Source organism: Achromobacter sp. (genome assembly GCF_050285565.1).
Taxonomy (GTDB): domain Bacteria; phylum Pseudomonadota; class Gammaproteobacteria; order Burkholderiales; family Burkholderiaceae_B; genus Achromobacter.
In genome coordinates, this window is the sequence record NZ_JBLZXG010000010.1 from 79,040 (window position 1) to 101,424 (window position 22,385).

The 22,385-nt window shown below is 70.6% G+C and carries 21 protein-coding genes; 6 read left to right on the forward strand and 15 right to left on the reverse strand.

Features of this window, described 5'->3' with window-relative positions; genetic code table 11:
• The first annotated feature begins 6 nt into the window (after window positions 1-6).
• The gene (locus tag ACN6O8_RS20815; protein WP_427992890.1) at window positions 7-981 is read left to right on the forward strand and encodes a tripartite tricarboxylate transporter substrate binding protein; all 975 of its coding nucleotides are present in this window, start codon (window positions 7-9) and stop codon (window positions 979-981) included.
• A gap of 102 nt (window positions 982-1,083) precedes the next feature.
• Here the strand turns inward: ACN6O8_RS20815 and ACN6O8_RS20820 are convergent, their stop codons facing one another.
• From ACN6O8_RS20820 to araD, 3 genes are all read right to left on the reverse strand, one after another.
• Entirely contained in the window at window positions 1,084-2,073 is a 990-nt protein-coding gene (locus tag ACN6O8_RS20820) for a Bug family tripartite tricarboxylate transporter substrate binding protein (RefSeq protein ID WP_427992891.1), read from the reverse strand.
• Window positions 2,074-2,137: 64 nt separating this feature from the next.
• Window positions 2,138-2,848, reverse strand: a complete 711-nt coding sequence (locus tag ACN6O8_RS20825) for a ribonuclease activity regulator RraA (RefSeq protein ID WP_427993062.1) — start codon at window positions 2,846-2,848, stop codon at window positions 2,138-2,140.
• Between the two features lie 54 nt (window positions 2,849-2,902).
• Entirely contained in the window at window positions 2,903-4,633 is a 1,731-nt protein-coding gene (gene araD, locus ACN6O8_RS20830; protein ID WP_427992892.1) for an L-arabinonate dehydratase, read from the reverse strand.
• 158 nt (window positions 4,634-4,791) lie between these two features.
• On the opposite strand from araD, the gene ACN6O8_RS20835 reads away from it, so the two are divergent.
• On the forward strand, window positions 4,792-5,481 hold the full coding sequence (locus ACN6O8_RS20835; RefSeq protein WP_427992893.1) for a GntR family transcriptional regulator: 690 nt from the start codon (window positions 4,792-4,794) through the stop codon (window positions 5,479-5,481).
• A 16-nt stretch (window positions 5,482-5,497) separates the two neighbouring features.
• Here the strand turns inward: ACN6O8_RS20835 and ACN6O8_RS20840 are convergent, their stop codons facing one another.
• Window positions 5,498-6,874, reverse strand: coding sequence for a hypothetical protein (locus ACN6O8_RS20840; RefSeq protein WP_427992894.1), 1,377 nt, complete (start codon window positions 6,872-6,874; stop codon window positions 5,498-5,500).
• A gap of 167 nt (window positions 6,875-7,041) precedes the next feature.
• On the opposite strand from ACN6O8_RS20840, the gene ACN6O8_RS20845 reads away from it, so the two are divergent.
• Window positions 7,042-7,500: a surface-adhesin E family protein gene (locus ACN6O8_RS20845; protein ID WP_427992895.1), complete on the forward strand. Its 459-nt coding sequence runs from the start codon at window positions 7,042-7,044 to the stop codon at window positions 7,498-7,500.
• Between the two features lie 13 nt (window positions 7,501-7,513).
• On the opposite strand, the gene ACN6O8_RS20850 is transcribed toward ACN6O8_RS20845, so the two are convergent.
• The 5 genes from ACN6O8_RS20850 to ACN6O8_RS20870 are packed head-to-tail and all read right to left on the reverse strand — an operon-like array spanning window position 7,514 to window position 11,987.
• On the reverse strand, window positions 7,514-8,338 hold the full coding sequence (locus ACN6O8_RS20850) for an ABC transporter permease (RefSeq protein WP_427992896.1): 825 nt from the start codon (window positions 8,336-8,338) through the stop codon (window positions 7,514-7,516).
• On the reverse strand, window positions 8,335-9,525 hold the full coding sequence (locus ACN6O8_RS20855) for an ABC transporter substrate-binding protein (RefSeq protein WP_427992897.1): 1,191 nt from the start codon (window positions 9,523-9,525) through the stop codon (window positions 8,335-8,337). Before ACN6O8_RS20855 ends, ACN6O8_RS20850 begins: the two co-directional genes overlap by 4 nt.
• Window positions 9,515-10,327 (reverse strand): ABC transporter ATP-binding protein, encoded by an 813-nt coding sequence (locus ACN6O8_RS20860; protein WP_427992898.1) that lies wholly within the window; start codon window positions 10,325-10,327, stop codon window positions 9,515-9,517. The genes ACN6O8_RS20855 and ACN6O8_RS20860 overlap by 11 nt, the downstream gene beginning before the upstream one ends.
• Window positions 10,324-11,433 carry an acyl-CoA dehydrogenase gene (locus ACN6O8_RS20865; protein WP_427992899.1) on the reverse strand — a complete coding sequence of 370 codons (1,110 nt, stop codon included), beginning with the start codon at window positions 11,431-11,433 and terminating at the stop codon, window positions 10,324-10,326. The genes ACN6O8_RS20860 and ACN6O8_RS20865 overlap by 4 nt, the downstream gene beginning before the upstream one ends.
• On the reverse strand, window positions 11,430-11,987 hold the full coding sequence (locus tag ACN6O8_RS20870; RefSeq protein WP_427992900.1) for a carboxymuconolactone decarboxylase family protein: 558 nt from the start codon (window positions 11,985-11,987) through the stop codon (window positions 11,430-11,432). Before ACN6O8_RS20870 ends, ACN6O8_RS20865 begins: the two co-directional genes overlap by 4 nt.
• A gap of 208 nt (window positions 11,988-12,195) precedes the next feature.
• Here ACN6O8_RS20870 and ACN6O8_RS20875 point away from each other — a divergent pair, with 208 nt between their 5' ends.
• The gene (locus ACN6O8_RS20875; RefSeq protein WP_427992901.1) at window positions 12,196-13,143 is read left to right on the forward strand and encodes a cupin domain-containing protein; all 948 of its coding nucleotides are present in this window, start codon (window positions 12,196-12,198) and stop codon (window positions 13,141-13,143) included.
• Window positions 13,144-13,167: 24 nt separating this feature from the next.
• On the opposite strand, the gene ACN6O8_RS20880 is transcribed toward ACN6O8_RS20875, so the two are convergent.
• The 3 genes from ACN6O8_RS20880 to ACN6O8_RS20890 are packed head-to-tail and all read right to left on the reverse strand — an operon-like array spanning window position 13,168 to window position 16,462.
• On the reverse strand, window positions 13,168-13,986 hold the full coding sequence (locus ACN6O8_RS20880; RefSeq protein WP_427992902.1) for an alpha/beta fold hydrolase: 819 nt from the start codon (window positions 13,984-13,986) through the stop codon (window positions 13,168-13,170).
• A gap of 5 nt (window positions 13,987-13,991) precedes the next feature.
• Window positions 13,992-15,287 (reverse strand): O-acetylhomoserine aminocarboxypropyltransferase/cysteine synthase family protein, encoded by a 1,296-nt coding sequence (locus ACN6O8_RS20885; protein ID WP_427992903.1) that lies wholly within the window; start codon window positions 15,285-15,287, stop codon window positions 13,992-13,994.
• A gap of 35 nt (window positions 15,288-15,322) precedes the next feature.
• Complete coding sequence (locus ACN6O8_RS20890; RefSeq protein ID WP_427992904.1) at window positions 15,323-16,462, reverse strand: aminotransferase class V-fold PLP-dependent enzyme; 1,140 nt, start codon at window positions 16,460-16,462, stop codon at window positions 15,323-15,325.
• A 169-nt stretch (window positions 16,463-16,631) separates the two neighbouring features.
• Here ACN6O8_RS20890 and ACN6O8_RS20895 point away from each other — a divergent pair, with 169 nt between their 5' ends.
• On the forward strand, window positions 16,632-17,672 hold the full coding sequence (locus ACN6O8_RS20895; RefSeq protein WP_427992905.1) for an amino acid ABC transporter substrate-binding protein: 1,041 nt from the start codon (window positions 16,632-16,634) through the stop codon (window positions 17,670-17,672).
• 130 nt (window positions 17,673-17,802) lie between these two features.
• On the forward strand, window positions 17,803-19,962 hold the full coding sequence (locus ACN6O8_RS20900; protein ID WP_427992906.1) for an ABC transporter permease subunit: 2,160 nt from the start codon (window positions 17,803-17,805) through the stop codon (window positions 19,960-19,962).
• Window positions 19,963-19,995: 33 nt separating this feature from the next.
• Here ACN6O8_RS20900 and ubiT read toward each other — a convergent pair whose 3' ends face one another.
• From ubiT to ubiU, 3 genes are read right to left on the reverse strand one after another with little or no spacing between them, the layout of a single operon-like run.
• Complete coding sequence (ubiT, locus tag ACN6O8_RS20905; RefSeq protein WP_427992907.1) at window positions 19,996-20,430, reverse strand: ubiquinone anaerobic biosynthesis accessory factor UbiT; 435 nt, start codon at window positions 20,428-20,430, stop codon at window positions 19,996-19,998.
• Window positions 20,427-21,317: a U32 family peptidase gene (locus ACN6O8_RS20910; RefSeq protein ID WP_427993063.1), complete on the reverse strand. Its 891-nt coding sequence runs from the start codon at window positions 21,315-21,317 to the stop codon at window positions 20,427-20,429. The genes ubiT and ACN6O8_RS20910 overlap by 4 nt, the downstream gene beginning before the upstream one ends.
• Entirely contained in the window at window positions 21,314-22,330 is a 1,017-nt protein-coding gene (gene ubiU, locus ACN6O8_RS20915) for a ubiquinone anaerobic biosynthesis protein UbiU (RefSeq protein WP_427992908.1), read from the reverse strand. Before ubiU ends, ACN6O8_RS20910 begins: the two co-directional genes overlap by 4 nt.
• Window positions 22,331-22,385 lie beyond the last annotated feature (55 nt).

A 22,385-nucleotide genomic window follows, 5' to 3' on the forward strand; every position in this document is an offset into this window, starting at 1 on the left:
GCCACCATGACCCGCACCCGCTTGCCCGCGCTGGCCTTCAGCGCCCTCTCCTTCCTGGCGGCCGTTGCCGCCGCCCCCGCCGCGATGGCGGCCGACTACCCCAGCCGCTCGATGGAGCTGGTGGTCGCCTACCAGCCCGGCGGCGGCAGCGACAACACCGCCCGCGCCATCGCCGAGGCGGTGCGTCCGCCGCTGCTGGCGCAACCGACCGTAGTGATCAACAAGCCCGGCGCCAGCGGCTCGATCGGCTGGTCGTATGTCGCCAACGCCCAACCCGACGGCTACAAGCTGGTGTTGATGACGCCGGAAATGCTGGTGGTGCCGCTGATGGGCATCGGCAAGACCACGGTCAAGGACTTCCAGCCCATCGCCCGCTTCACCGACGATCCCTCGTCGGTCACGGTGCGCGCCGACGCGCCGTGGAAGACGGTGGAGGAGTTCCTGGACTACGCCAGGAAGAATCCGGAGCGGGTCGCGGTATCCAACGCCGGCATCGGCACCGTGCCGCACATGGCGGCCGCGGCGCTGGGCGAGCAGACCGGCGTGAAGTTCGTGCACGTGCCCTACCAGGGCTCGGCGCCGGCCATCATGGGTCTGTTGTCCGGCGACGTGCAGGCCACCACCGTGGCCTACGCCGAGCTGCAACAGCACGTGGACACCGGCAAGCTGCGCACGCTGGCGGTGATGGCGCCGAAGCGGCTGGACAACCTGCCGGACGTGCCAACCATGAAGGAGCGCGGCGCCGACCTGCAATTCAGCGTCTGGCGCGGTATCGGCCTGCCAAAGGCCGCGCCGGCCGACGCCATCGACAAATGGCGCGCCGCCGCGCGCCAGGTGGCCCAATCGGCGGAATTCCAGGCGCTGATGCGCAAGCAGAACCTGACGCCGTCATATGCCGACCAGCCGCAATTCGCGGCCGACGTGGCGCGCCAGGAACAGGCCTTCAATGCGCTGGTGCCGAAGCTGAACCTGAAACCCTGACGCGCGAATCGAAAGCGCGCAAAACAAAAACCCCGGCGCCAGGCCGGGGTGGGAATCAGGTCTTGCTTGATGGCGCCCAGGGCTCGCGCCCCGTGGCAGCCATCACTCCACCGTCGCCCCCGACTTCTTCACCACCTCGGCCCAGCGCGGGATCTCGGTGGCCATCAGGGCGCGCAGTTCGTCGGGCGTGCTGCCGACCAGTTCCATGCCCATGGTCTTGCCAAGCTTTTCCTGCACATCGGGCTCTTTCAGGATCACGGCGATCTCGGCGGCGAGCTTGTCGAGGATGGGCTTGGGGGTGCCCTTGGGCGCGTATACCGCCTGCCACGAGGCCATCTGGAACCCGGGCACGCCGGCCTCCTGCATGGTCGGCACGTCCGGCGCCAGCGCGATGCGGTCCTTGGTGGTCACGGCCAGCAGCTTGAGCTTGCCGGTCTGCAGCAGCGGCAAGGCGGCGGTCATCTGGTCGAACATGAAGGTCACCGCGCCCGAGGACACGTCGACCATGGCGGGCGGCGTACCCTTGTAGGGCACGTGCGTCAGCGGCACGCCGATCATGCTGGAAAACAGTTCCCCGGCCAGATGGGTGGAGGTGCCGGCGCCCGACGAGGCGAAGGTGCGCTTGGACGGATCCTTCTTGAGCAGCGCGATCAGGTCGGCCACCGAGTTCACGCCCAGGTTCGGATCGACCAGCAGCACATTGGGCAGATAGGCGATCAGCGAAACCGGCTCGAAGTCCTTGACCGGGTCGTACTTCAGGTTCTTGTAGAGGCTGGCGTTGATGGCGTGGGTGCTGATGGTGCCGCCGAACAGCGTGTAGCCGTCGGGCGCGGCCTTGGCCACATAGGTGGCGCCGATGCCGCCGGCCGCGCCGGGCTTGTTCTCGACGATGACGTTCTGGTGCAGCCGGTCGCCCAGCTTCTGCGCCAGCACGCGGCCGACCACGTCGGTGGAGCCGCCCACGGTGAACGGCACCACATACGAAATCGGCTTTTGCGCCGGCCAGTCGGCGGCCGTGGCCGGCAGCGCCCACGCGCCCAGTAGCGGTCCAGCCAGCAGCGCGGCCAGCGCGCCGCGACGTTGCTTGTTCATGTTTGTCTCCTGCCCTCTGTGTTTTACAGGCATGGGTCGCCGGCCGGATGGCCGGCGCCAAGGCTCAACGGCCCTGTTCCTTGCGCCACGCGGCGAACTTGTCCTTGGTGCCCGCATCGGTGGGCGGATACAGGCCCAGGATCGAGGCGCCGGCCTGCACCTGGCTGGTGACGAAGTCCTCGAACGCGGTCATCTCCACCGCTTCGGCGGCGATCTCGTCGGCCAGGTGCGCCGGGATCACCACCACGCCCTCGCGGTCGCCCACCACGATGTCGCCCGGGAACACGGCCACGTCGCCGCAGCCGATGGGCGCGTTGATGTCCAGCGCCTGGTGCAGCGTCAGGTTGGTCGGCGCCGACGGCCGGTTGTGATACGCGGGATAGCCGAGCTCGGCGATCTCGGGCGAGTCGCGGAAACCGCCGTCGGTGACCACACCGGCCACGCCGCGCTTCATCAGGCGGGTCACCAGGATCGAGCCGGCCGAAGCCGCGCGCGGATCCTTGCGGCTGTCCATCACCAGCACCGCGCCCGGCGGGCAGGTCTCGACCGCGGCGCGTTGCGGGTGGGCGCGGTCCTCGAACACTTTGATGGTGTTCAGGTCCTCGCGCGCCGGGATGTAGCGCAGCGTGAAGGCCGGGCCGACCATATTGGGCAGCGTGGCGTTCAGCGGACGCACGTCCTGGATGAACTGGTTGCGCAGGCCGCGCTTGAACAGCGCGGTGCACAGGGTGGCGGTGCTGACACCGGCCAGCTTGGCGCGGGTATCGGGATTCATGTCGGACACGGAAAACTCCAGGGGTCGTAGGTCGTGAAAGCGCAAGCGTCGCGGTCAGTAGATTTCCGGTTCCGGCACGGGCGCGCCGAAGCTGGTTTCGAGGAAGTCGAAGTCGCAACCGTCGTTGGCCTGCAGGATGTGTTGCGAGTACATCCAGCCGTAGCCGCGCTCGTAGCGCTTGGGCGGCGGCGTCCAGGCGGCGCGGCGCGCGGCCAGTTCCTCGTCACTGACGTTCAGGTGGATGGTGCGGGCCGGCACGTCGACGGTGATCAGGTCGCCGGTCTTGACCAGCGCCAGCGGGCCGCCGATGTAGGCCTCGGGCGCGGCGTGCAGGATGCAGGCGCCGTAGCTGGTGCCGCTCATGCGGGCGTCGGACAGGCGCAGCATGTCGCGCACGCCCTGCTTGACCAGCTTGGTGGGGATCGGCAGCATGCCCCACTCCGGCATGCCGGGGCCGCCCTGCGGGCCGGCGTTGCGCAGGATCATGATGTGGTCGGCGGTGACGTCCAGGTTCTCGTCGTCGACCGCGGCCTTCATGCTGGGATAGTCGTCGAACACCAGCGCCGGGCCGGTGTGCCGCAGGTATTGCGGCGCGCAGGCGCTGGGCTTGATGACGCAGCCGTCGGGCGCGATGTTGCCGCGCAGCACCGCCAGCGCGCCCTCGTCGTAGATGGCGGTTTCCACCTTGCGAATGACGTCGTCGTTGTAGACCTCGGCGCCGGCGATGTTCTCGCCCAGCGTCTTGCCGGTGACGGTCATGGCCGACAGGTCCAGGTGGCCGTGCAGCCGCGACATCAGCGCCGGCAGGCCGCCAGCGTAATAGAAGTCTTCCATCAGGTATTTGTCGCCGCTGGGGCGGATGTTGGCGATGACCGGCACCTTGCGGCTGGCGGCATCGAAGTCGTCCAGGCCCACCGGGTGGCCGGCGCGGCGCGACATGGCCACCAGGTGGATGATGGCGTTGGTGGAGCAGCCCATGGCCATGGCCACGTTGATGGCGTTGTGGAACGAGGCCGGGCTCAGGATGCGCTGCGGCGTCAGGTCGTCCCAGACCATTTCGACCACGCGGCGGCCGCACTCGGCCGACATGCGCATGTGGTTGACGTCGGCCGCCGGGATCGACGAGGCGCCCGGCAGCGTCATGCCGATGGCCTCGGCGATGGCGGTCATGGTGCTGGCCGTGCCCATGGTCATGCAGGTGCCGTAGCTGCGGGCGATGCCGCCTTCGACCTCGGTCCATTGTTCCTGCGTGATCTTGCCGGCGCGGCGCTCGTCCCACAGCTTCCAGGCGTCGGAGCCGGAACCGAGGATCTTGCCCTTCCAGTTGCCGCGCAGCATCGGGCCAGCGGGCACGTAGACACACGGCAGCCCGGCGCTGATGGCGCCCATCAAGAGGCCCGGCGTGGTCTTGTCGCAACCGCCCAGCAGCACCGCGCCGTCCACCGGGTGGCTGCGCAGCAGTTCCTCGGCCTCCATCGCCAGCATGTTCCGGTACAGCATGGTGGTGGGCTTGACGAACGATTCCGACACCGAGATGGCCGGCAATTCCACCGGAAAGCCGCCGGCCTGGAACACGCCGCGCTTGACGTCCTCGACGCGCTGCTTGAAGTGGCTGTGACAGGGGTTCAGATCGGACCAGGTGTTGATGATGGCGATGATCGGGCGGCCGGCCCAATCGTCCGGGCCGTAGCCCATCTGCATCATGCGCGAGCGGTGGCCGAACGAGCGCAGGTCGTCCTTGGCCATCCAGGCGGCGCTGCGCAGGCTTTCGTAGGTGCGTTTCATAGGCGGGTGCGGATCCACGGGTGTGGGAAATGAAATGGAAGAAATCATTGACCGGGCCATTTAAACACTAATACATTAGTGCGTCAGCTAGGTGAAAACCCGCTACACTCCGGTTCCAAGACCGCCCTTCACGCCCGCCCCTATCGAATTTCGCCCCGATGCCTAGCCACAAGCTCAGACTGGATCGCTCGCGGCACGCCGCGCCGCAGGTCTTCGAACATCTGCGCGAACAGATCATCTCGCTCGAACTGGCGCCGGGCGCGCCGCTGTCGCGCGTGACCCTGGCCGAGACCTACGGCCTGAGCCAGACGCCGATCCGCGATGCGCTCATGAAGCTGGCCGAGGAAGCGCTGGTGGAGATCTATCCGCAGCACACCACCGTGGTCAGCCGCATCGATATCGCCGCGGCGCGCCAGGCGCATTTCCTGCGCCGTTCGATCGAACTGGAAATCGTCCACCTGCTGGCGCAGAAACCCGATCCCCTGCTGATCCAGCGGCTGCAGGCCAGCATCGACCGCCAGCGCGCCAGCCACGCCGCCGGCCAGTACCAGCAATTCATGGATGCCGACCAGGCCTTCCACCGCGACATGCACATGGCCGCCGGCGTCAGCGCGCTATGGGACATGGAGCAGCGCTACAGCGGCCACGTCGACCGCCTGCGCCGCCTGCACCTGCCGGAAGCCGGCAAGGCCGAGCGCATCATGGACGACCACCAGCGGGTGCTGGACGCCATCGCCGCCGGCGACGCGCCGCGCGCGCAGCAGGCGCTGCGCGCGCACCTGTCGGGCACGCTCAGTCAGGTGGCCGAGATCTGCAAGCGCTATCCGGACTACGTGCTGGCCGATTAAGGCTCGCGCGCGCGCCTCACTCCAGCGCGTAGCGCACGATGAGCGTGCGGCCGTCGCGGTCGGCATGCACCAGCACCCCCTCGCCCGCCGCATCCAGCCCCAGCAGGCCGCGCTCCTGGTCGGGCGACAATTGGAACGGCCGCCAACTGCGGCCCTGGTCGCGGGTGTAGAAGTACGTGCGGGTGTAATCGCCAAACGCGAACAGGTGATCGGCGTAGGTCTGCACCACCCAGCCGTTGCGGCCGAACCAGGCCTGCCCGATCCAGCTGGGCCGGCCCCGCACCTCGGGCGTGGCGGCCAATTCGTGCCAGTTGCCCTGCTCCGGCTCCAGGCGAAAGATGCGGTTGCCGTGCGTGGCGTACTCGGTCTGGCCCAACACCGGCCGCGACAGCGGATCCTGGGCCGGCACCGGGGCCACGTCATGGGTAATGCGCAATGCCGGCGAGGCGCCGTTCTGGAAGCGCACCTCGAAACGCCGGGTCTCGCTGCGCCGCGCGCCACCGCCGGAGGCGACGCGCTCGCGCCAGCTCCAGCCGACCGCGCGGTCGGCCGCCACCGGATACAACGACCAGCCATAGGCCGGTTGCCCGCCCGCGCCGTCCGCCGGGCCGTGCAGAGCCTTGTCGTCGCTGCCGGCATCGGGCCAGACCTGCTCGCGCAACCACAGGCCCGCCCAGTGGCGCGCGCCGTCTTCGCTCACCAGCAGGCGCTCGCCATCCGCGCCGTCCTCCAGCGCCACGGCACGCGCGTCGCTCAGGAACATGGTGTGGCGCTGCGGCGGGCCCAGCGTCACCTCGGGGTCGTAGCGCCAGCTGGCGCCGTGGTCGTCCGAGCGCAGCACGTCCCATGCGGCCGGCGGGCCGTCCTCGCCCGCGCGGCGCAAGGTGCCGGTGACCAGGTACAGCGTCTGGCCCGGCGTGCCGATGAGGCTCACGCCGGCGTCGCCGCCAATGGAACCCAGCAGCGCGTAGCGGCCGTTGTCGCGGCCGCCATAGATCAGGTTGCGCACCTCGCGCGACGCCGCCCCGGCACGCAGCAGGTCTTGTGCCAGGTCGGCGGGGCCGGCGGCCAGCGCCGACGCCGCCGGGATGGCCGCCGCGCGCGGGCTGGCGTGGCCCCGCGCCACCTCCGGCACCAGCGCGTCCAGCACCGGCGCGCGCCCCAGCCCGGCCAGGTCGCGCTCGCCCGAGATCAATTGGCCGGTCAGGTACTGGTGCTCGCCATAGCGGTACAGGCGCGTGCGCGAATACCCGGCCAGCGGCGGCCCGACGAGCTCGCCGATGACCTCGCTGCGCGTCAACGGCTGGCCCTGCGGCACCAACTGGTACAGGCCGTGGGCCAACAGGCCGGTCACGGCGATCGCAGCCACGCCGGCGATCCCCCTGATGTTCATTGCGATCGTCTCTCTCCCGAAGCGGGCCGGTGCCCGCCGCTAGGGCGGCGACATCCGGATGGACGAGACTATACCCCCGCGGCGGCCGCGGCGCGGCGGCCGGGCTGTGAGCGGATCTTTCTCTATACTGGGACCACTGACACGGACGCCGCTCGGGAATCGCCCTCATGATCACAAGGCACGCGCTACTCACCCTGATCCTGGCCACGCAGGCCGGTTCGGCCTGGGCCCAGTTGGCCGCCGCGCCGGCCAACGGCTCGGACTGGCAGCCGTTGGCGCCGCAAACCATGCCGGGCGTGTTCTACGACGGCGCCTCGATCACGCAATTGTCCGAGCGGCCGGTGGTGATGCTGGCCACGGTTGCCTGGTTCTACGCCCAGCCCCGGGTTTCCGAGACCACCGGCCAGCCCTATGGCTCGGTGACGCAGGCAGTCATCATGAACTGCAGCAACAACACTTACACCGTCACCGAAACCCAGCACTACGCCGGCCCCAACGCCAGCGGCGGGGTGGTCGAATCGCTGCCGGTGGCCGGCATGTCGGACGCGCCGGTGGTGCGCGATCCGGTGCAGCGTTCGCTGCGCACCGTGATCTGCCCGGCCGACGGCAGCCGCGCCCGCCGCTAAGACGCGCCGCGCCCTACCCGCGCCAATAGCGATAAAGCGCGCGCGCCGCGGCGTCCAGCACGAAGCCCAGCGCCCCGATCAGCAGCACCATGGCCATCAGTTCCGAATAGGCCAGCCGGTCACGGGTGTCGAGGATGAAGTAGCCCATCCCCGCCGACACGCCCAGCATTTCGCACGGCACCAGCACGATCCACAGGATGCCGATGGCCAGCCGCACCCCTGTCAGGATATGGCCCAGCACGCCGGGCAGGATCACGTGGCGCAGCGTTTCCCAGCGAGTCGCGGCCATGCTTTGCGCCAGTTGCAGCCAGCGCGCGTCCAGTTGCTGTACCCCCGCCGCCGTGTTCAGCACGATGGGCCAGACCGCGGCAAAGGCCAGCAGGAAATACACCGGATCGTCACCCACCCCGAACACCATTACCGCGATCGGCATCCACGATAGCGGCGAGATCATGCGCAGAAACTGCATGGCCGGCGATAGCGCCGCCTCCAGGCGCCGGTAGCTGCCGATGGCCAGGCCCAGCGGCACGCCGATGGCCAGCGCCAGGCCCAACCCGACCGCCACGCGGCGCAGGCTGACCAGCACGTGCAGCGGCAGATCGGAGCCGGTCAGCAGCTGCCACAGGCTGACGAACGTGGCGCCGGGCGCGAAGCGCCGCGCCATGCCGCCGGCCGGCGCCAGCACCTCGGTGCCCAGCCACCACAGCACCAGCAGCGCCGCCAGGCCAGCCAGACCGAGCCCGGCGCGCACGGCCGGGCCGGCGCGCCGGGCGCGGGACGGCGCGACGGCCCCCGCTTGCGGCGCGGCGCCCGCCGCAAGCGACTCGCGCGCCGTCACGCCCGCACCATCTCGGCGCGGCTGTACGATTCGGGAAAGCCGAAGCGACCCAGTCCGCCGGCAGCCTCGATGGCGCGCTTGACGTAGCGGTCGTCGACCAGTTCGGCGGCCGCGCGCGCCGGATCCAGGTTGGCCAGAAAGCCCCGGTCGGCCTCGATCAGCGTGTCGCGCAGGCGCCGCACCAGTTCCTCGGTGTAGCTGGGGAACGGATACGGCTGGAAGTCGATGCGGCGCTCGTCCCAGTCGGCGTGGCGGATGGCGCCGCTGGCCAGGTACTGCTCGCGGTCCGAGGGCGGCGGCGCCAGCACCTTGCTCAAGGCCGGCAGGCCGTGCGGGGTGTAGCGGTTGATGCCTTCCTTGGACAGCAGCCTGGCGGTTTCGGCGCGATTGTCGCGGATCCACAGCTGCGCCTGGACGATGGCGTCGACCACCTTCTGCGACCATTCGGGTCGCTGCTGCAGGTCGCGCTCGTGCATGAACACCACGCAGCAGGCGTGGTTGCGCCAGATGTCGCCGGTAAAACGCAACACCTTGCCCACGCCCAGCGTCTCGGCCACGGCGTTGAAAGGCTCGGCCACGATGTAGCCGGCGATGCGGTTCTGCGCCAGCGCCGGCGGCATGTCGGCCGGCGCCATCACCACCAGATTGACCTCGTTGGCGGCCGGCGCGCCGTCCTTGCGCGACACCGGCGTCAGGCCATTCTCGCGCAGCAGGTACTGCAGCATGACGTTGTGGATGGAGTACCAGAACGGGATCGCCACGGTCTTGCCGCCCAGATCCTTGACCGCGTTGATGGCCGGCGCCACGGTCAGGCCCGAGCCGCCGACGTGGTTCCAGGCCACCACCTTGGCCGGCACCTGGCTGCCGAAGCGCGCCCACACCGTCATGGGCGACAGCAGGTGCACCACATTGACCTGGCCCGAAATGAACGCCTCGATCACCTGCGCCCAACTGCGCAGCAGCGTCGGCTTCTCGGCCTTGACCCCGGCCTTGTCGAACAGGCCATTGTTGTGCGCCACCAGCAGCGGCGCCGCGTCGGTGATCGGCAGGTAGCCGATGCGCACCGGCGCGTCGGGCTCGCTCTGCGCGCGCGCATTGAAGGCCGACAGCAGCGGCGCGGCGCCGCCCACCGTCAGCAAGGCCGAAAGTTTCAACCAGTCGCGACGCGACATGTGTTCAAGGCACATCGATAGACTCCTTGGCGGCTTGGCCGCGTGCGGCCCGCAGCGCGGCGCGCAGGCGGGTCAGGATTTCCAGGCGCAGCGCGCCCATTTCAGGCAACAGGTCGGCGCGCGGCTGCGGCAGAGCCACCGCCCACACGCCCAGAATGCGTCCGGGCGCCCCGCCCAGCAACACAATACGGTCGGCCAGCAGCAGCGCTTCGTCGATATCGTGGGTGATGAGGACGGCGGCCGTGTGAAAGTCCGCCACCACCTTGCGCAGCAGCGCCTGCATCTCGCCGCGCGTGACCTCGTCGAGCGCGCCGAAGGGTTCGTCCAGCAGCAGCACCGCCGGCTGCCGCGCCAGGCAGCGCGCCAGCGCGGTGCGCTGCGCCATGCCGCCTGACAGTTGCGCCGGCCGCAGGTGACGCGCGTGCGCCAGGCCGACTTCGTCGATGGCCTGGTCGACGCGCAGGCGCCGCTCGGCGGCGTCCAATACCGGTTGATGGGTGAAATCCAGGCCGAACGCCACATTGCGTTCCAGCGATAGCCACGGCAGCAGACTGGGGTCCTGGAACGCCACCGCCACGCGCGGATGCACGCCGGTCAGCGGCGCGCCTTCCATCAGCAGCGTGCCGGCGCTGGCCGGCTGCAGCCCCGCCAGCACCCGCAGCAGGCTCGACTTGCCGGCGCCGCTGGCGCCCAGCACCGCCACCACCTCGCCGCGATCCAGCGCCAGGTCCACCCCCTGGAACACGTCGGCGCTGGCGCCGGCGTAGCGCAGCGCCAGGCCGCTGGCCTGCAACACCGGGCGCGGCGGCGCGCTCATGCGGCGCCCTCGGCCGCCAGCCGGGCCTGGCGCTTGGCCAGCTCGGTCTTGAGCTGCACCAGGCTGGGGGTGACGATCGGCAGGAACGCCGCCTCGCGCCAGCGGCGCGCGAAGCCGTCGCCGGCCGGCCTCAAGTAGGCCGCGCCGCCGCTGGCCTGCAGCTCCAGCTGCACCGCCTGGCTGGCGATCTCGGCCAGCGCGATGCGGCTTTCGAACAACAGCCACGGTTCGGTGACGAAACGTTCGCCGCGCACGCCGTCGATCAGGCGCGCGGTGACGTCGTCGAGCTGCCGCCCCAACGCTCGCAGCGGTTCGCCCAGGATGCCCCGCGACGCCTGGCCCTGCCCGGTTTCCGTGGCGGCGCGCAGGGCGCGCCGCGCCAGTCCGATCGACAGACCGCATTGCAGCCCGGCGAAGGCCGGCCGCGCCCGCGGCAGGTACTGGCGCGCGTCCGGGTGGATCAGCCAGTGCGGGTCGATGCGCACCCCGCGCACCTCCAGCGCCGCGGTGTTGCTGGACTGCAGCGCCAGCAGGTTCAGGTCGGCGCTGCGCACCAGGCCGTCGATGTCGTGCGGCAGGGCCACCACCGCCGGCGTGCCATCCGGCGCCGAGACCGCCGCCGCCACCAGGAAGCCCTGCTTGCGCAGATTGGTGACCCACGGCATGCGGCCATCCAGCACCCAGTGCGCGCCGTCCTGGCGCGCGCCGATCTGCAGCGACTCGATGCCGCTGAGGAACTTCATGGCGTTCGACAGCGCGGTCGCGCCCGCCATTTCCCCCGTCAGCAGCGGCGCCAGCCATGCCTGCGCCAAGGCCTGGTTGGGACTGCGCAGCAGGTACTCGATGAAGACCCGTTGGCCCCAGGCCACGAAAGCGGCGGCCACGGAATGCTCGGCCACCTGCGACACGGTCTCGATGGCGTCGCCGATGTCGCTGCCGGACACGCCGCCGAGCGCGGCCGGCACACCCTGGCGGAACACGCCGGCCGCGGCCAGTTGCGGCAGGACGCCGGCGGCATCGACGCTGCCGTCGTCGAGCGCGCCGGCGTGGCGTTCGAGCCAGGCGGCCAGTTCCGGCGTCAGGCGATCGGAATGCCGCGTCGTCATTGGGCGCCGCTCCAGGCGTAGGCGCTGAGCTGCGCGTTCAGCGGCGTCTGCGCCAGGTTGTTGCCGAAATTGCAGATGGTCGCCAGCCCCACGCCGACGATCACCTCCAGCGCATTGCCATCGGTGTAGCCGGCCTCGCGCAAGGCCTGCAGCTCGGCGTCGCTGACCCGCCCGCGGGTGCGGATCACGGCTTCGGTGAAGGCGGCCAGCGCCTGCAGGCGCGCGTCCGGCAGCGTGCCCTGGGCGCGCAGCGCCTCGACCACCTCGGGCGACAGCTTGGCCTTGTTGCGCGCCAGCGCCGTATGGCCGGCCACGCAGAAGGTGCAGCCGTGGCGGGTGCCGGCCACCAGTTGCACCACTTCGCGTTCCTGCAGCGTCAGGCCGGCGCGGGCGTTGATCTGCGACAGCGTCTGGTAGGCCTCCAGCGCGATCGGCGCATTGGCCAGCACGCCCAGCAGGTTGGACAGGTAGCCGGCGCCTTGTTCGGCGGCCGCCAGGGCGGCGCGGGTGGACTCGGGAGCGCTCTGCGCGGTGTGGACAGGCAAACGGGCCATGACGGTCTCCAGGGAACGATCAACGAAAACTCGATTGTGCGGGCACCCCGCCGCGCGCGACAATGCACGGGGATCGCAAGCTGATGCTCGATCTTATCGACTTTCAGCTATGCGCTTATAACCGGGCGCCCCGCGTATCATCGCGCCAAACTGATCCGGTCGGGCCGCCATACCAGCGCGGCGCGCCACTTGCCTTGCCACCTTTGCCATGCCGCCCTCGCCCGCCCCGAACGCCGATCAAGCCGCCGTCGACGCCCTGCTGCTGTCGAGCCTGGAGGTGCAGTCCAGCTTGTATCACCTGGGGCAGTACTGCGGCAATTGGTCGGCCAGCACCAGCGGCCGCGCCCGCGCCCGCGCCAGCTTCCACCTGATCCTGCACGGCCGCTGCCGTGTCGACCTGGGGCCGGGCCAGGCACCGCTGACCCTGGCGGCCGGCGACGGCGTGTTCTTCCTGCGCGACCTGCCACACGCGCTGACGCCGCTCGATCCCCCCGGATCCGCCGCGCCCGTGTGCCGCGAGATGCGCCCGCTGCTGCCACGCCAGCCCGACGGCACCGGCCTGGCCTGCGGCTTTTTCCAGTTCCGCCCGGGGCTGGCCGACCTGCTGGCCGACACCCTGCCCGACGTGCTGGTGCTGCGCGCCGACGATGCCCGCTATGCCAGCGCGCGCGGCGTGTTCGACCTGATCCTGGGCGAGACCCGGCGCGACGGCGGCGCCTCGACCGTGGTGCTGGAACGGCTCACCGACATGCTGGTTTTTTTCATGCTGCGCCATCTGACGATCCACGACCGCCAGGCCCACGGCCTGTTCGTGCTGGCGCGCGACCCGGCCATGGCCGGCTTGCTGCAGGCGATCCTGGCGCGGCCGGCGGATCCCTGGAGCATGGACGACATGGCGCGCCACGTGCACATGTCCAAGGCCACCTTCCACCGCCGTTTCACCCTGCATAGCGGCACCACGCCGGCGCAATTGCTGCAATTGCTGCGCATGCGCGTGGCGCGGCGCCTGCTGGCGCGAGGCGTAGCCATTGCCGAGGCCGCCGAACAGGTCGGCTATCGCTCGCAGGCGGCCTTCAGCCGCGTGTTCCAGCGCACCGAGGGCGTGGCGCCATCGGCCTGGCGCAAGGGCGCGCCGTGGCCGGGCGCCAGCGCCTGACGGCGCCCGCGGCAGCTCCCCCCCTTACGACAGGCCCAGCAACACCTCGGCCAGCAGCTGCGGATGGGTGATGTGAGCTTCATGCGGCGCGGCGATGTCGATCCAGTTCCAGCCCGGCTGCGACTTCACCAGCTGGCGCGACTGCTCCAGCACCGGCAGCTCCGGCTGGGTGCAATGGATGTAGGTGCGCGGCCGGCCGTTGCCGATCGGATGCCTGAGCGTCAGCGGCGTGGTGTAGCTGGCCAGCGGATGCGGCGTCAGGCGGCGCTTGACCCAGGCTTCGTCGGCGCTGCCGGACGTGAATCCCCAGGCCGCCGGCAGCGGGTCGGGAATCGGCACGGCCAGGCCGTTGGTGGCCTTGGAGGCGGCCGCGATGCGCGCCTCGGCATCGGCCTTGGGGTACACCGAGAACGCATCCTGGCCGCTTTGCAGCACGATCGAATCGAAATACACCAGGTGCGCCAGCCGCTGCGGAACGCGGTCGGCCACGCCGGAGATCGGGATGCCGCCGAAGCTGTGGCCCACCAGGATCACGTCGTTCAGCTCTTCGCTCTGGATCACCTGAACCAGATCCTCGACGAAGGTGTCGATGGTGATGCCCTTGTGCAGCAGATGGGCGCGGTCGCCCATGCCGGTGAAGCTGGGCGCGTAGACGCGATGGCCGGCGGCCCGCAGCCGCTCGGCCACCGGCCGCCAGCACCAGCCGCCATGCCACGAACCGTGCGCCAGCACATAGGTCTTGGCGCGGCCGGCGGCCGGCTGGGCCGCGATGGCCGGCGCCGCCGCCAGGGCGGGCAGCCCGGCGGCCAGTTGCAGCAAGGTCCTGCGGGAGATCGTGTTCATGCCATTCACACCTGCGCCAGGGCCTGGTCCAGATCTGCCAGCAGATCGTCGATATGCTCGATGCCGATCGACAGACGCACCGTTTCCTCGCGCACGCCCGCCTTTTGCAGCTCTTCGGGATTGAGCTGGCGGTGGGTGGTGGACGCCGGGTGCGTGGCCAGCGATTTGGCGTCGCCGATGTTGACCAGGCGCGTGAACAATTGCAGCGCGTCCTGGAAGCGCGCGCCGGCCTCGCGGCCGCCCTTGACGCCGAAGGTGAACAGGCCGGGCGCCTTGCCGCCCAGGTACTTGCGCACCAGCGCGTGGTCGGGGTGGTCCGGCAGGCCGGCGTAGTTGACCCAATCGACCTTGGGATGCTCGCGCAGGTAGTTGGCCACCTTGACCGCGTTCTCGACGATGCGGTCGACCCGCAGCGCCAGCGTCTCGATGCCTTGCAGGATCTGGAACGAATTGAACGGCGAAATCGCCGCGCCGGTGTTGCGCAGCGGCACCACGCGGGCGCGGCCGATATAGGCGGCCGGCCCGAAGGCTTCGGTGTAGACCACGCCGTGGTAACTGACGTCGGGCTCGTTCAGGCGCTTGAAGCGGGCCTTGTGCTCGGCCCACGGGAACTTGCCCGAGTCGATGATGGCGCCGCCCAGGCTGGTGCCGTGGCCGCCCAGGTACTTGGTCAGCGACTGCACCACGATGTCGGCGCCGTGCTCGATCGGGCGCAGCAGGTACGGCGACGGCACGGTGTTGTCGACGATCAGCGGCAGGCCGTGGCGGTGGGCCAGCTCGGCCAGCGCGGCGATGTCGGTGATGTTGCCCAGCGGGTTGCCGACCGATTCGGCGAAGATGGCCTTGGTGCGTTCGTCGATCTGCGCCTCGAAGGCCGCCAGGTCGCCGGGGTTGGCGAAACGCGTGCTGATGCCGTACTGCGGCAGCGTATGGGCGAACAGGTTGTAGGTGCCGCCGTAGAGCGTGCTGGACGAGACGATGTTGTCGCCGGCCTCGGCGATGGTCAGGATGGCGTAGGTCACCGCCGCCTGGCCCGAGGCCAGCGCCAGCGCCGCGATGCCGCCTTCCAGCGCCGCCACGCGCTGCTCCAGCACGTCGGTGGTCGGGTTCATGATGCGGGTGTAGATGTTGCCCGCCACCTTCAGGTCGAACAGGTCGGCGCCGTGCTGGGTGTCGTCAAAGGCGTAGGCCACGGTCTGGTAGATCGGCACGGCCACGGCGCGCGTGGTCGGATCGGGCTTGTAGCCGCCATGCACGGCAATGGTTTCCAGCCGCCATTCGGGCTTCTTCGCTTCAGTCATGTAATGCTCCTCGAAATGCGATATCGGTAAGCGGATCAAGCGGCCAGCCCGCGCGTGGCGCGCAGGATGCGGTCGATGTCCCCGTGATTGTTATAGGCGCCGACGGACAGGCGCAGGTAACCATACTCCACAATGCTGGCCACCACGCCCGCGCCGGCCAGGTGCGCCAGCGCCGCGGCCGGGTCCGCCACGCGCAGCGCCGTGGTGGTGCTGCGCAACGCGGCGTCGGCCGGCGATACTACCTGCTGGCCCTGCGCGCGTAAACCGTCGCTCAAGGCCGTGGACAGTTCCAGCACCCACGGCTCGATGCGTTCGGGCCGCGCCCATTCGATCAGGTCCAGCGCCGCGGCCCAGCCGGCGATGCCGGGATAATTCAGGTTGCCGGTTTCCAGGCGGCGGGCGTCGGCGGCATCGGCCACGCCCACCTGCCATTGCAGGCCGGTCTTGTCGAGCGTGGTCACTTCCGAGGGCCCCACGTGCAGCGGCTCGAGCGCCTGGAGCAGGCGCGGCGACACGTGCAGCAGGCCCACGCCCAACGGCCCCAACAAGCCCTTGTGCGCGCCGCAGGCGAACGCGTCCACGCCCCAGGCGTCGACCTCGGCGCGCAGCAGGCCCGCGCCCTGGATGCCATCGACCACCAGCCAGATGCCGCGCCCGGCGCAGCGCCGGCCCAGTTCGGCAATGTCGGTGCGCAGGCCGGTACCGTACTGCACCCACGAGACCGCGATCAGGCGCGTGCGGTCATCGACGTGCCGCCACAGGTCATCGACCGTGTAGCGATGCGCGCGCGATGGCGGCACCCGCACCTGCACGCCACGGCGGCGCAGGTTGAGCCAGGGCAAGGCGTTGGTGGGGTGTTCCTGGTCGTCGACCACCAGGTTGTCGCCGGGCTGCCAGGCCAGGCCCTGCGCCACGGTGTTCAGCCCCTCGGTGGTGTTCTTGGTGAAGGCCAGCCGGCGCGCGTCGCCGCCGATCAGGCGCGCCAGCCGCGTGCGCAGCGCGCCCGCGTCGCGCAGCCATTGCGGCTTGTCGCTGCGGGCGTGGGTGATGCTGTCGAAGAAGGCGGCCACGCCCTCGGCCACTTTGGGCGCCAGCGGGCTGGTATAGGCGATGTTGGCGTACGCCTTGTCGCGAGTGATGGGAAACCATTCCCGGAATTCGTCCTGCCAGCTCATGCGCAACCTTCTTGATCCGTGCAACTTGGTATGGACGGATTCTAGGTATATGACGCGAATTTGGATAAGGCTAAGTTCTCATAACCATATGACGATACAGTCGCTGGCCAGGACGCGGCGCGGCCATAGAATTCATGCCTTTCTTGCATACAACGAATACGGGAACGGCATGCGGTTGATCTCTCTACTCAAGGCCGCCGGCGTGGCGGCGGCGCTGGCTCATGTGGGTATCTCCACGGCAGGCGCAGCGACGGCGGGCGTCACGGTCGACGCCATCAAGAAGCGCGGCGAACTGGTGTGCGGCGTGAGCCAGGGCTCGGCCGGCCTGTCCATCGCCGACAAGCAAGGCCGCTGGACCGGCCTGGACGCCGACCTGTGCCGCGCGCTGGCGGCGGCGGTGCTGGGCGATCCGGAAAAGACGCGTTTCGTGCCGCTCAGTTCGCAGCAGCGCTTCCCCGCCCTGCAAGGCGGCGAGATCGACGTGCTCAACCGCAACACCACCATCACCTCCAGCCGCGACGCGGGCCTGGGCATCGTCGCGGCCGGCATCGTGTTCTACGACGGCCAAGGCTTTCTGGTGCCGAAGAAGCTGGGCGTCAAGAGCGCCACCGAGCTGGACGGCGCGCAGGTCTGCGTGCAGCCGGGCACCGTCAACGAACAGAACCTGGTCGACTACTTCAAGAAGCACAAGCTCAGCTACCGCCCGGTGGTGATCGAGAACCTGGTCGAGCTGGAACAGGCCTTCTACGCCGGCCGCTGCGACGTCTACCTGTCGGATGCCTCGACGCTGGCCGCCAGCCGCGCCGCGCGCGCGGCCAACCCGGACGACTTCGTCATCCTGCCCGAACGCATCAACAAATCGCCGCTCGGCCCCTTCGTGCGCCAGGACGATCCCAACTGGACCGCGATCGTGCGCTGGACCGTGAACGCGCTGGTGGCCGCCGAGGAACTGGGCATCACGTCCAAGAACGTCGACAGCCAGGCGCAGAGCGGCGACGCGCAGGTGCGGCGCCTGCTGGGCCTGGATCCCGGCATCGGCAAGAGCTTCGGCCTGGACGAAGGCTGGGCCCGCAACGTGATCAAGGCCGTCGGCAACTACGGCGAGGTCTGGGAGCGCAACCTGGGCGCGGCCACGCCGCTCAAGCTCGAACGCGGCCTGAACCGGCAATGGAACCAGGGCGGGCTGCTGTACTCGCCGCCGTTCCAGTAAGCCCGCGCGGCCGCCAGCCGCAGGACGCCGCCAGGCGGGCCCCGGCCCGCCTGCGTCCTTTTGCCCGGCTTGTTTTCCCGTCCTCATTTTCGCCATCGGCCGGCCCCGCCGGCGCCGCCCCGGAACTGACATGATCGCTACGCATTCCACGCCCTGCAACGCCGCCTGGCGGCGCTGGCTGCCGCTCGCGGCCTGGACGCTGGGGCTGGGCGCCCTGGCCGCGATACTGCTGCAGCACATCGAGGCCACGCAGGCGGCGCGCGGCATCCGCGGCGGCTTCGCGTTCCTGCTGCAACCGGCGGGCTTTCGCATTTCGGAAAGCCTGCTGCCGGTGACGCCGGAAGATCCCTATTGGATGTCCATCGCCGCCGGCCTGGTGAACACGCTGACCGTGGCCCTGGTGGCGATACCGCTGGCAACGCTGCTGGGCATCGGGCTGGGCCTGCTGCGGCTGTCGTCGCAGCCGCTGGCCGCGCGCGCCGCCGCCCTGGTCATCGCGCCCCTGCGCAACACCCCTGTGCTGCTGCAACTGTTCGTCTGGTATGGCCTGTTGCTGCGCCTGCCGGACGCGCGCCAGGCCTGGACGCCGCTGCCGTCGGTGCTGCTGTCGAACCGTGGCCTGGCATTGCCGGCGCTGCACGGCTGGCTGCCCTACGCGCTGGTGGCGGCCGGCGCCCTGCTGCTCGGCTGGCGCGCCCGCCGGCGGCTCGGCCGGGCCGCGCCCTGGGCCGCGCTGGCGCTGGCGCTGACGGCCTGGGCGCTGTTGCCCGCCGTGCGCATCGACTTGCCGGTCAGGCGCGGCCTCGGCCTGCACGGCGGCTGGCAGCCCAGCATCGAATTCGCCGCGCTGGTGCTCGGCCTGGTGGTGTTCCATGCCGCCTACATCGCCGACATCGTGCGCGCCGCCGTGCGGGCGGTGCCGGTGGGCCTGGTGGAAGCGGGCCAGGCCATGGCGCTGACGCCCCTGGGCGTGCTGCGCCTTGTCATCGCGCCCTACGCCGCGCGCGTCGCCTTGCCGCCCTATGCCAACCAGTGCCTGGCGCTGGTCAAAAACAGCACCCTGGCCATCGCCATCGGCTACCAGGAGCTGATGGCCGTCATCAATACCGCCATCACCCAGACCGGGCTGGCGCTGGAAGGCATCACCCTGGCCGTGGCCGTCTACCTGGGACTGGCGCTGGCGCTGGGGGGCGCGCTGTCGGCCTGGAACGCGCGCCATGCCCGCCATGGCCCGGGCGACAGCCACGGCGCGCGCCTGGGCGAGCGGCCCGCGCTGCGTCTGCTGGGCCATGGCGCGCGCGGCCCCGGCGGCTGGCTGGGATCGGCGTTGGTGGCGCTGGCGCTGGCCGCCACGGGCTGGGCCCTGCTGGACTGGGCGTTGTTGCGCGCCGTCTGGAGCGGCAGCCCCGCCGACTGCGCCGCCGCGGCCGGCGCCTGCTGGGCCGCGGTGAGCGAGAACCTGCCGCTGCTGCTGTTCGGCGCCATGGCCCAGGCCGACCGCGCCCAGGCCCTGGTGGCGTGCGCCGCCCTGCTGGCCGGCGTGGCGGCGGCGCTGGGGGTCGGTCGTCTGCCGGCACGGCCGCGCCTGGCCTGGATCGCGCTGCTGGCGGCCATCGCGGCGGCCGCGCTGGGCGGTTGGCCGTGGGGCGGCAGCGCCATCGGCCCGCTACGCTGGGGCGGCCTGCTGGTGACGCTGATCCTGGCGATCGCGGCGCTGCTGGCGGCACTGCCGCTGGCCTTCGGCCTGGCGCTGCTGCGCCGGTCCGCCAGCCGCGGCGGCGCGCTCGCGGCGGCCGCGCTGATCGAGGCCGTGCGCGGCGTGCCGCTGGTGACCCAACTGCTGTTCGCCTCCTTTGTGCTGCCGCTGGTGCTGGGCGGCGGCGTATCCAAGTTCGGCATGGCCCTGGCCGCGTTGACGCTGCACACGGCGTGCCTGCTGGCCGAGGTGCTGCGCGGCGCGCTGCAGGCGATCCCGCCCGGCCAGATGATGGCGGCGCGCGCGCTCGGCATGCGCCCGGACGTCGCCTACTGGACGGTGATCTGGCCGCAGGCGCGCCGCATCGCCGCGCCGGCCGCGCTGGGAGTGTTCGTCGGCGCGGTCAAGGACACTTCGCTGGTCAGCATCATCGGCGTGTTCGACGTGCTGGGCGCGGCCAAGGCGGTGGTGGCCGGCACCGAGTGGCGCCCCTATCACGTCGAGGTCTACCTGGCGGTGGCGCTGCTGTACTTCACGGCCAGCCTGGCGCTGTCGCGGGTGGCGCGGCGCATCGAGCGCCCGGCCGCCGCCTGAGGCCGCGGCGGCGCGCGCCGGACGAGCCGACGCCTACCGGCCGCCGGCGCCCAGCCGCGCCAGCCATGCCGGCCGTGGCGCCGCGTCCAGCCAGTTCTTGACGATCAGGCCCAGCTCGGTATCGCCCGCGATGCGCAGGCGGCGTTGGAAGAACAGGGTATCGGCGTCGGTTTCGCCGCGTATCAGCGCCAGCAGCTCGGCCACCCCGGCGCCCAGTTCGAGCTCGCAGGCCGCGCGGTTCCACAGCGGCCGAAAGACCCCGCCGCGCACCGTGAAGCGGCTGCACAGGCCGAGATCCTCGATGGTGATGGCGAAGCTGCGGCCCTCCAGCTCCGGCGGCGGACTGAGCCAGTTCAGGCGCCGCGCCACCTCCAGCCCGGCGACAAAGTGCAGCGCCACCAGCGGCGCCGGCAGGCGCCGGCCCAAACGCGCCACCAGGCCGGGCACGACGGATTGGCGGGCGTTCATCGCCCCTCCTGCCAGGCGATGCCGGACTGGCCGTGGAAGTAACCGTTGCAGCGACCGATGCCCGCCGGCGGCTTCACCGTTTGCGGGGCGCGGCCGCCGCGCACCGCGTCGAGCGCGGCGATGGCGTCCAGCGTGCCGGCCGATTGCGGGCTGACGCGCAGCACGTCGGCGCCCATGTCCGCCAGGTGGGCCGCCTGATCCAGCAGGTCGAGACAGGCGGCCGACTGCACCTGGATGCCGTTGATGGCGAGGAACTCCTGCGATTCGCGGGTGCGCATGTCCAGCCCGTCCGGATGCTCGATGCAGCGAAAGCCGCAATCGTCCTTCTTCAGGCGGAAATGGCGCGCGGTGAAGCAGCGCGCCGAGAACGCCAGGGCCATGCGGCCCCACACCATGACCTCGGCCTGCAAGCCCGCCGGCCGCTCGGCCAGCAGCCGCGCCAGCGTGTTGACGTGCATTTCCAGCGGCGCGACGAAGCGGGTCGCGCCGCGCGCGGCCAGCCATTCCAGCGTGCCGCCATGGTAGGCGTTCATGTGCGGGCCGGCCACGAAGGGCCGCCCGCCCAGATGGCGCAGGGCGCCGGCCTCGCCGGCCTCGACCTGGAAGTCCGTCTGTTCGCACAGGCGCCGCAAGGCCGAGGCCTCGGCGCCGGTTTCGATCAGGGTGCGGCCGGACAGCACCACTTCCTTGCCGGTGGCCGCGAGGTCGCGCGCCAGGTCGAGCCAGTCGTCGGCGCGCAGTTCGTGGCGCCGGCTGCAGACGGTTTCGCCGATATAGAGGATGTCGGCCGGGCTGTCGGCCAGTTCCGCGTAGAACGCCAGCGTGCGCTGGCGCGGCCAGTAATACATCAGCGGGCCGACCGAAATGCGGAAAGCCTGGGGTTTCATTTCCATGGACGTTCGAATGCGCCTTGCGTGACTTGGGAACCCTCGGCATGGCGCGCCAGCATGGCGTTCCATTCGGGACGGGGAGAATAGCGATTGGGATCGGTGTGGGCGCTGTCGAGCGCGGCGCGCAAGGTGGACACCACCTGCGTGACATAGGCCGGGCTGCGCTGGCGCCCTTCGATCTTGATGGCCGCCACGCCCATCGCGGCCAGCTTGGGCAGCAGGCCGATGGCGTTCAGGCTGGTGGGTTCCTCCAGCGCGTGATCGGCGTGGCCGTCGACCTCGAAGCGGCCCTTGCACAGGGTCGGATAGGCCGCGGCCTCGCCCGGCGCGTAGCGGTCGATCAGGATGCCGTTCAGGCGCGCGTCCAGGCGGCCGTCCTGCTCGACCCAGCGCACCGCGCCGGCAGGCGAGCAGACGCCCTTGTTGTTGGGCGAGTCACCGGTGGCGTACGACGACAGCAGGCAGCGGCCCTCGGCCATGACGCACAGGCTGCCGAAGCCGAACACCTCGACCTCGACGCTGACGTTGGCGCAGATGCGAGCGATCTCGGCCAGGGTCAGCACGCGCGGCAGCACCACGCGCTGGATGCCGAATTGCTCCTTCATCAGCTCGATGGCGTCGGCGTGGGTGGCCGAGCCCTGCACCGACAGGTGCAGGCGCAGGTCCGGGTAGCGGTCGCGGGCGTAGGCCAGCAGGCCGGCGTCGGCCATGATGACCGCGTCCGCGCCCAGCGCGTGCGCGGCATCGACCGCCTGGCGCCATTCCTGGCCGCGCCCGGCCTGCACGAAGGTGTTGATGGCGAACAGCACCTTGCGGCCGCGGCTGTGCGCCAGGTCGACGCCGGCGCGGATGTCGTTTTCGGTGAAATTGAGCCCGGCGAAGTTGCGGGCGTTGGTGGCGTTCTTCAAGCCCAGGTAGACGGTGTCCGCGCCTGCCTCGACCGCCGCCTTCAGCGCGGCCAGGCTGCCAGCCGGCGCCACCAGTTCCAGGGGTGTGGTTCGGTTTTGCATGCCGGCCAGTCTAGGCGCGGGGGCCGCCGCCGGCCTTGTCGCAGATCAAACCGGC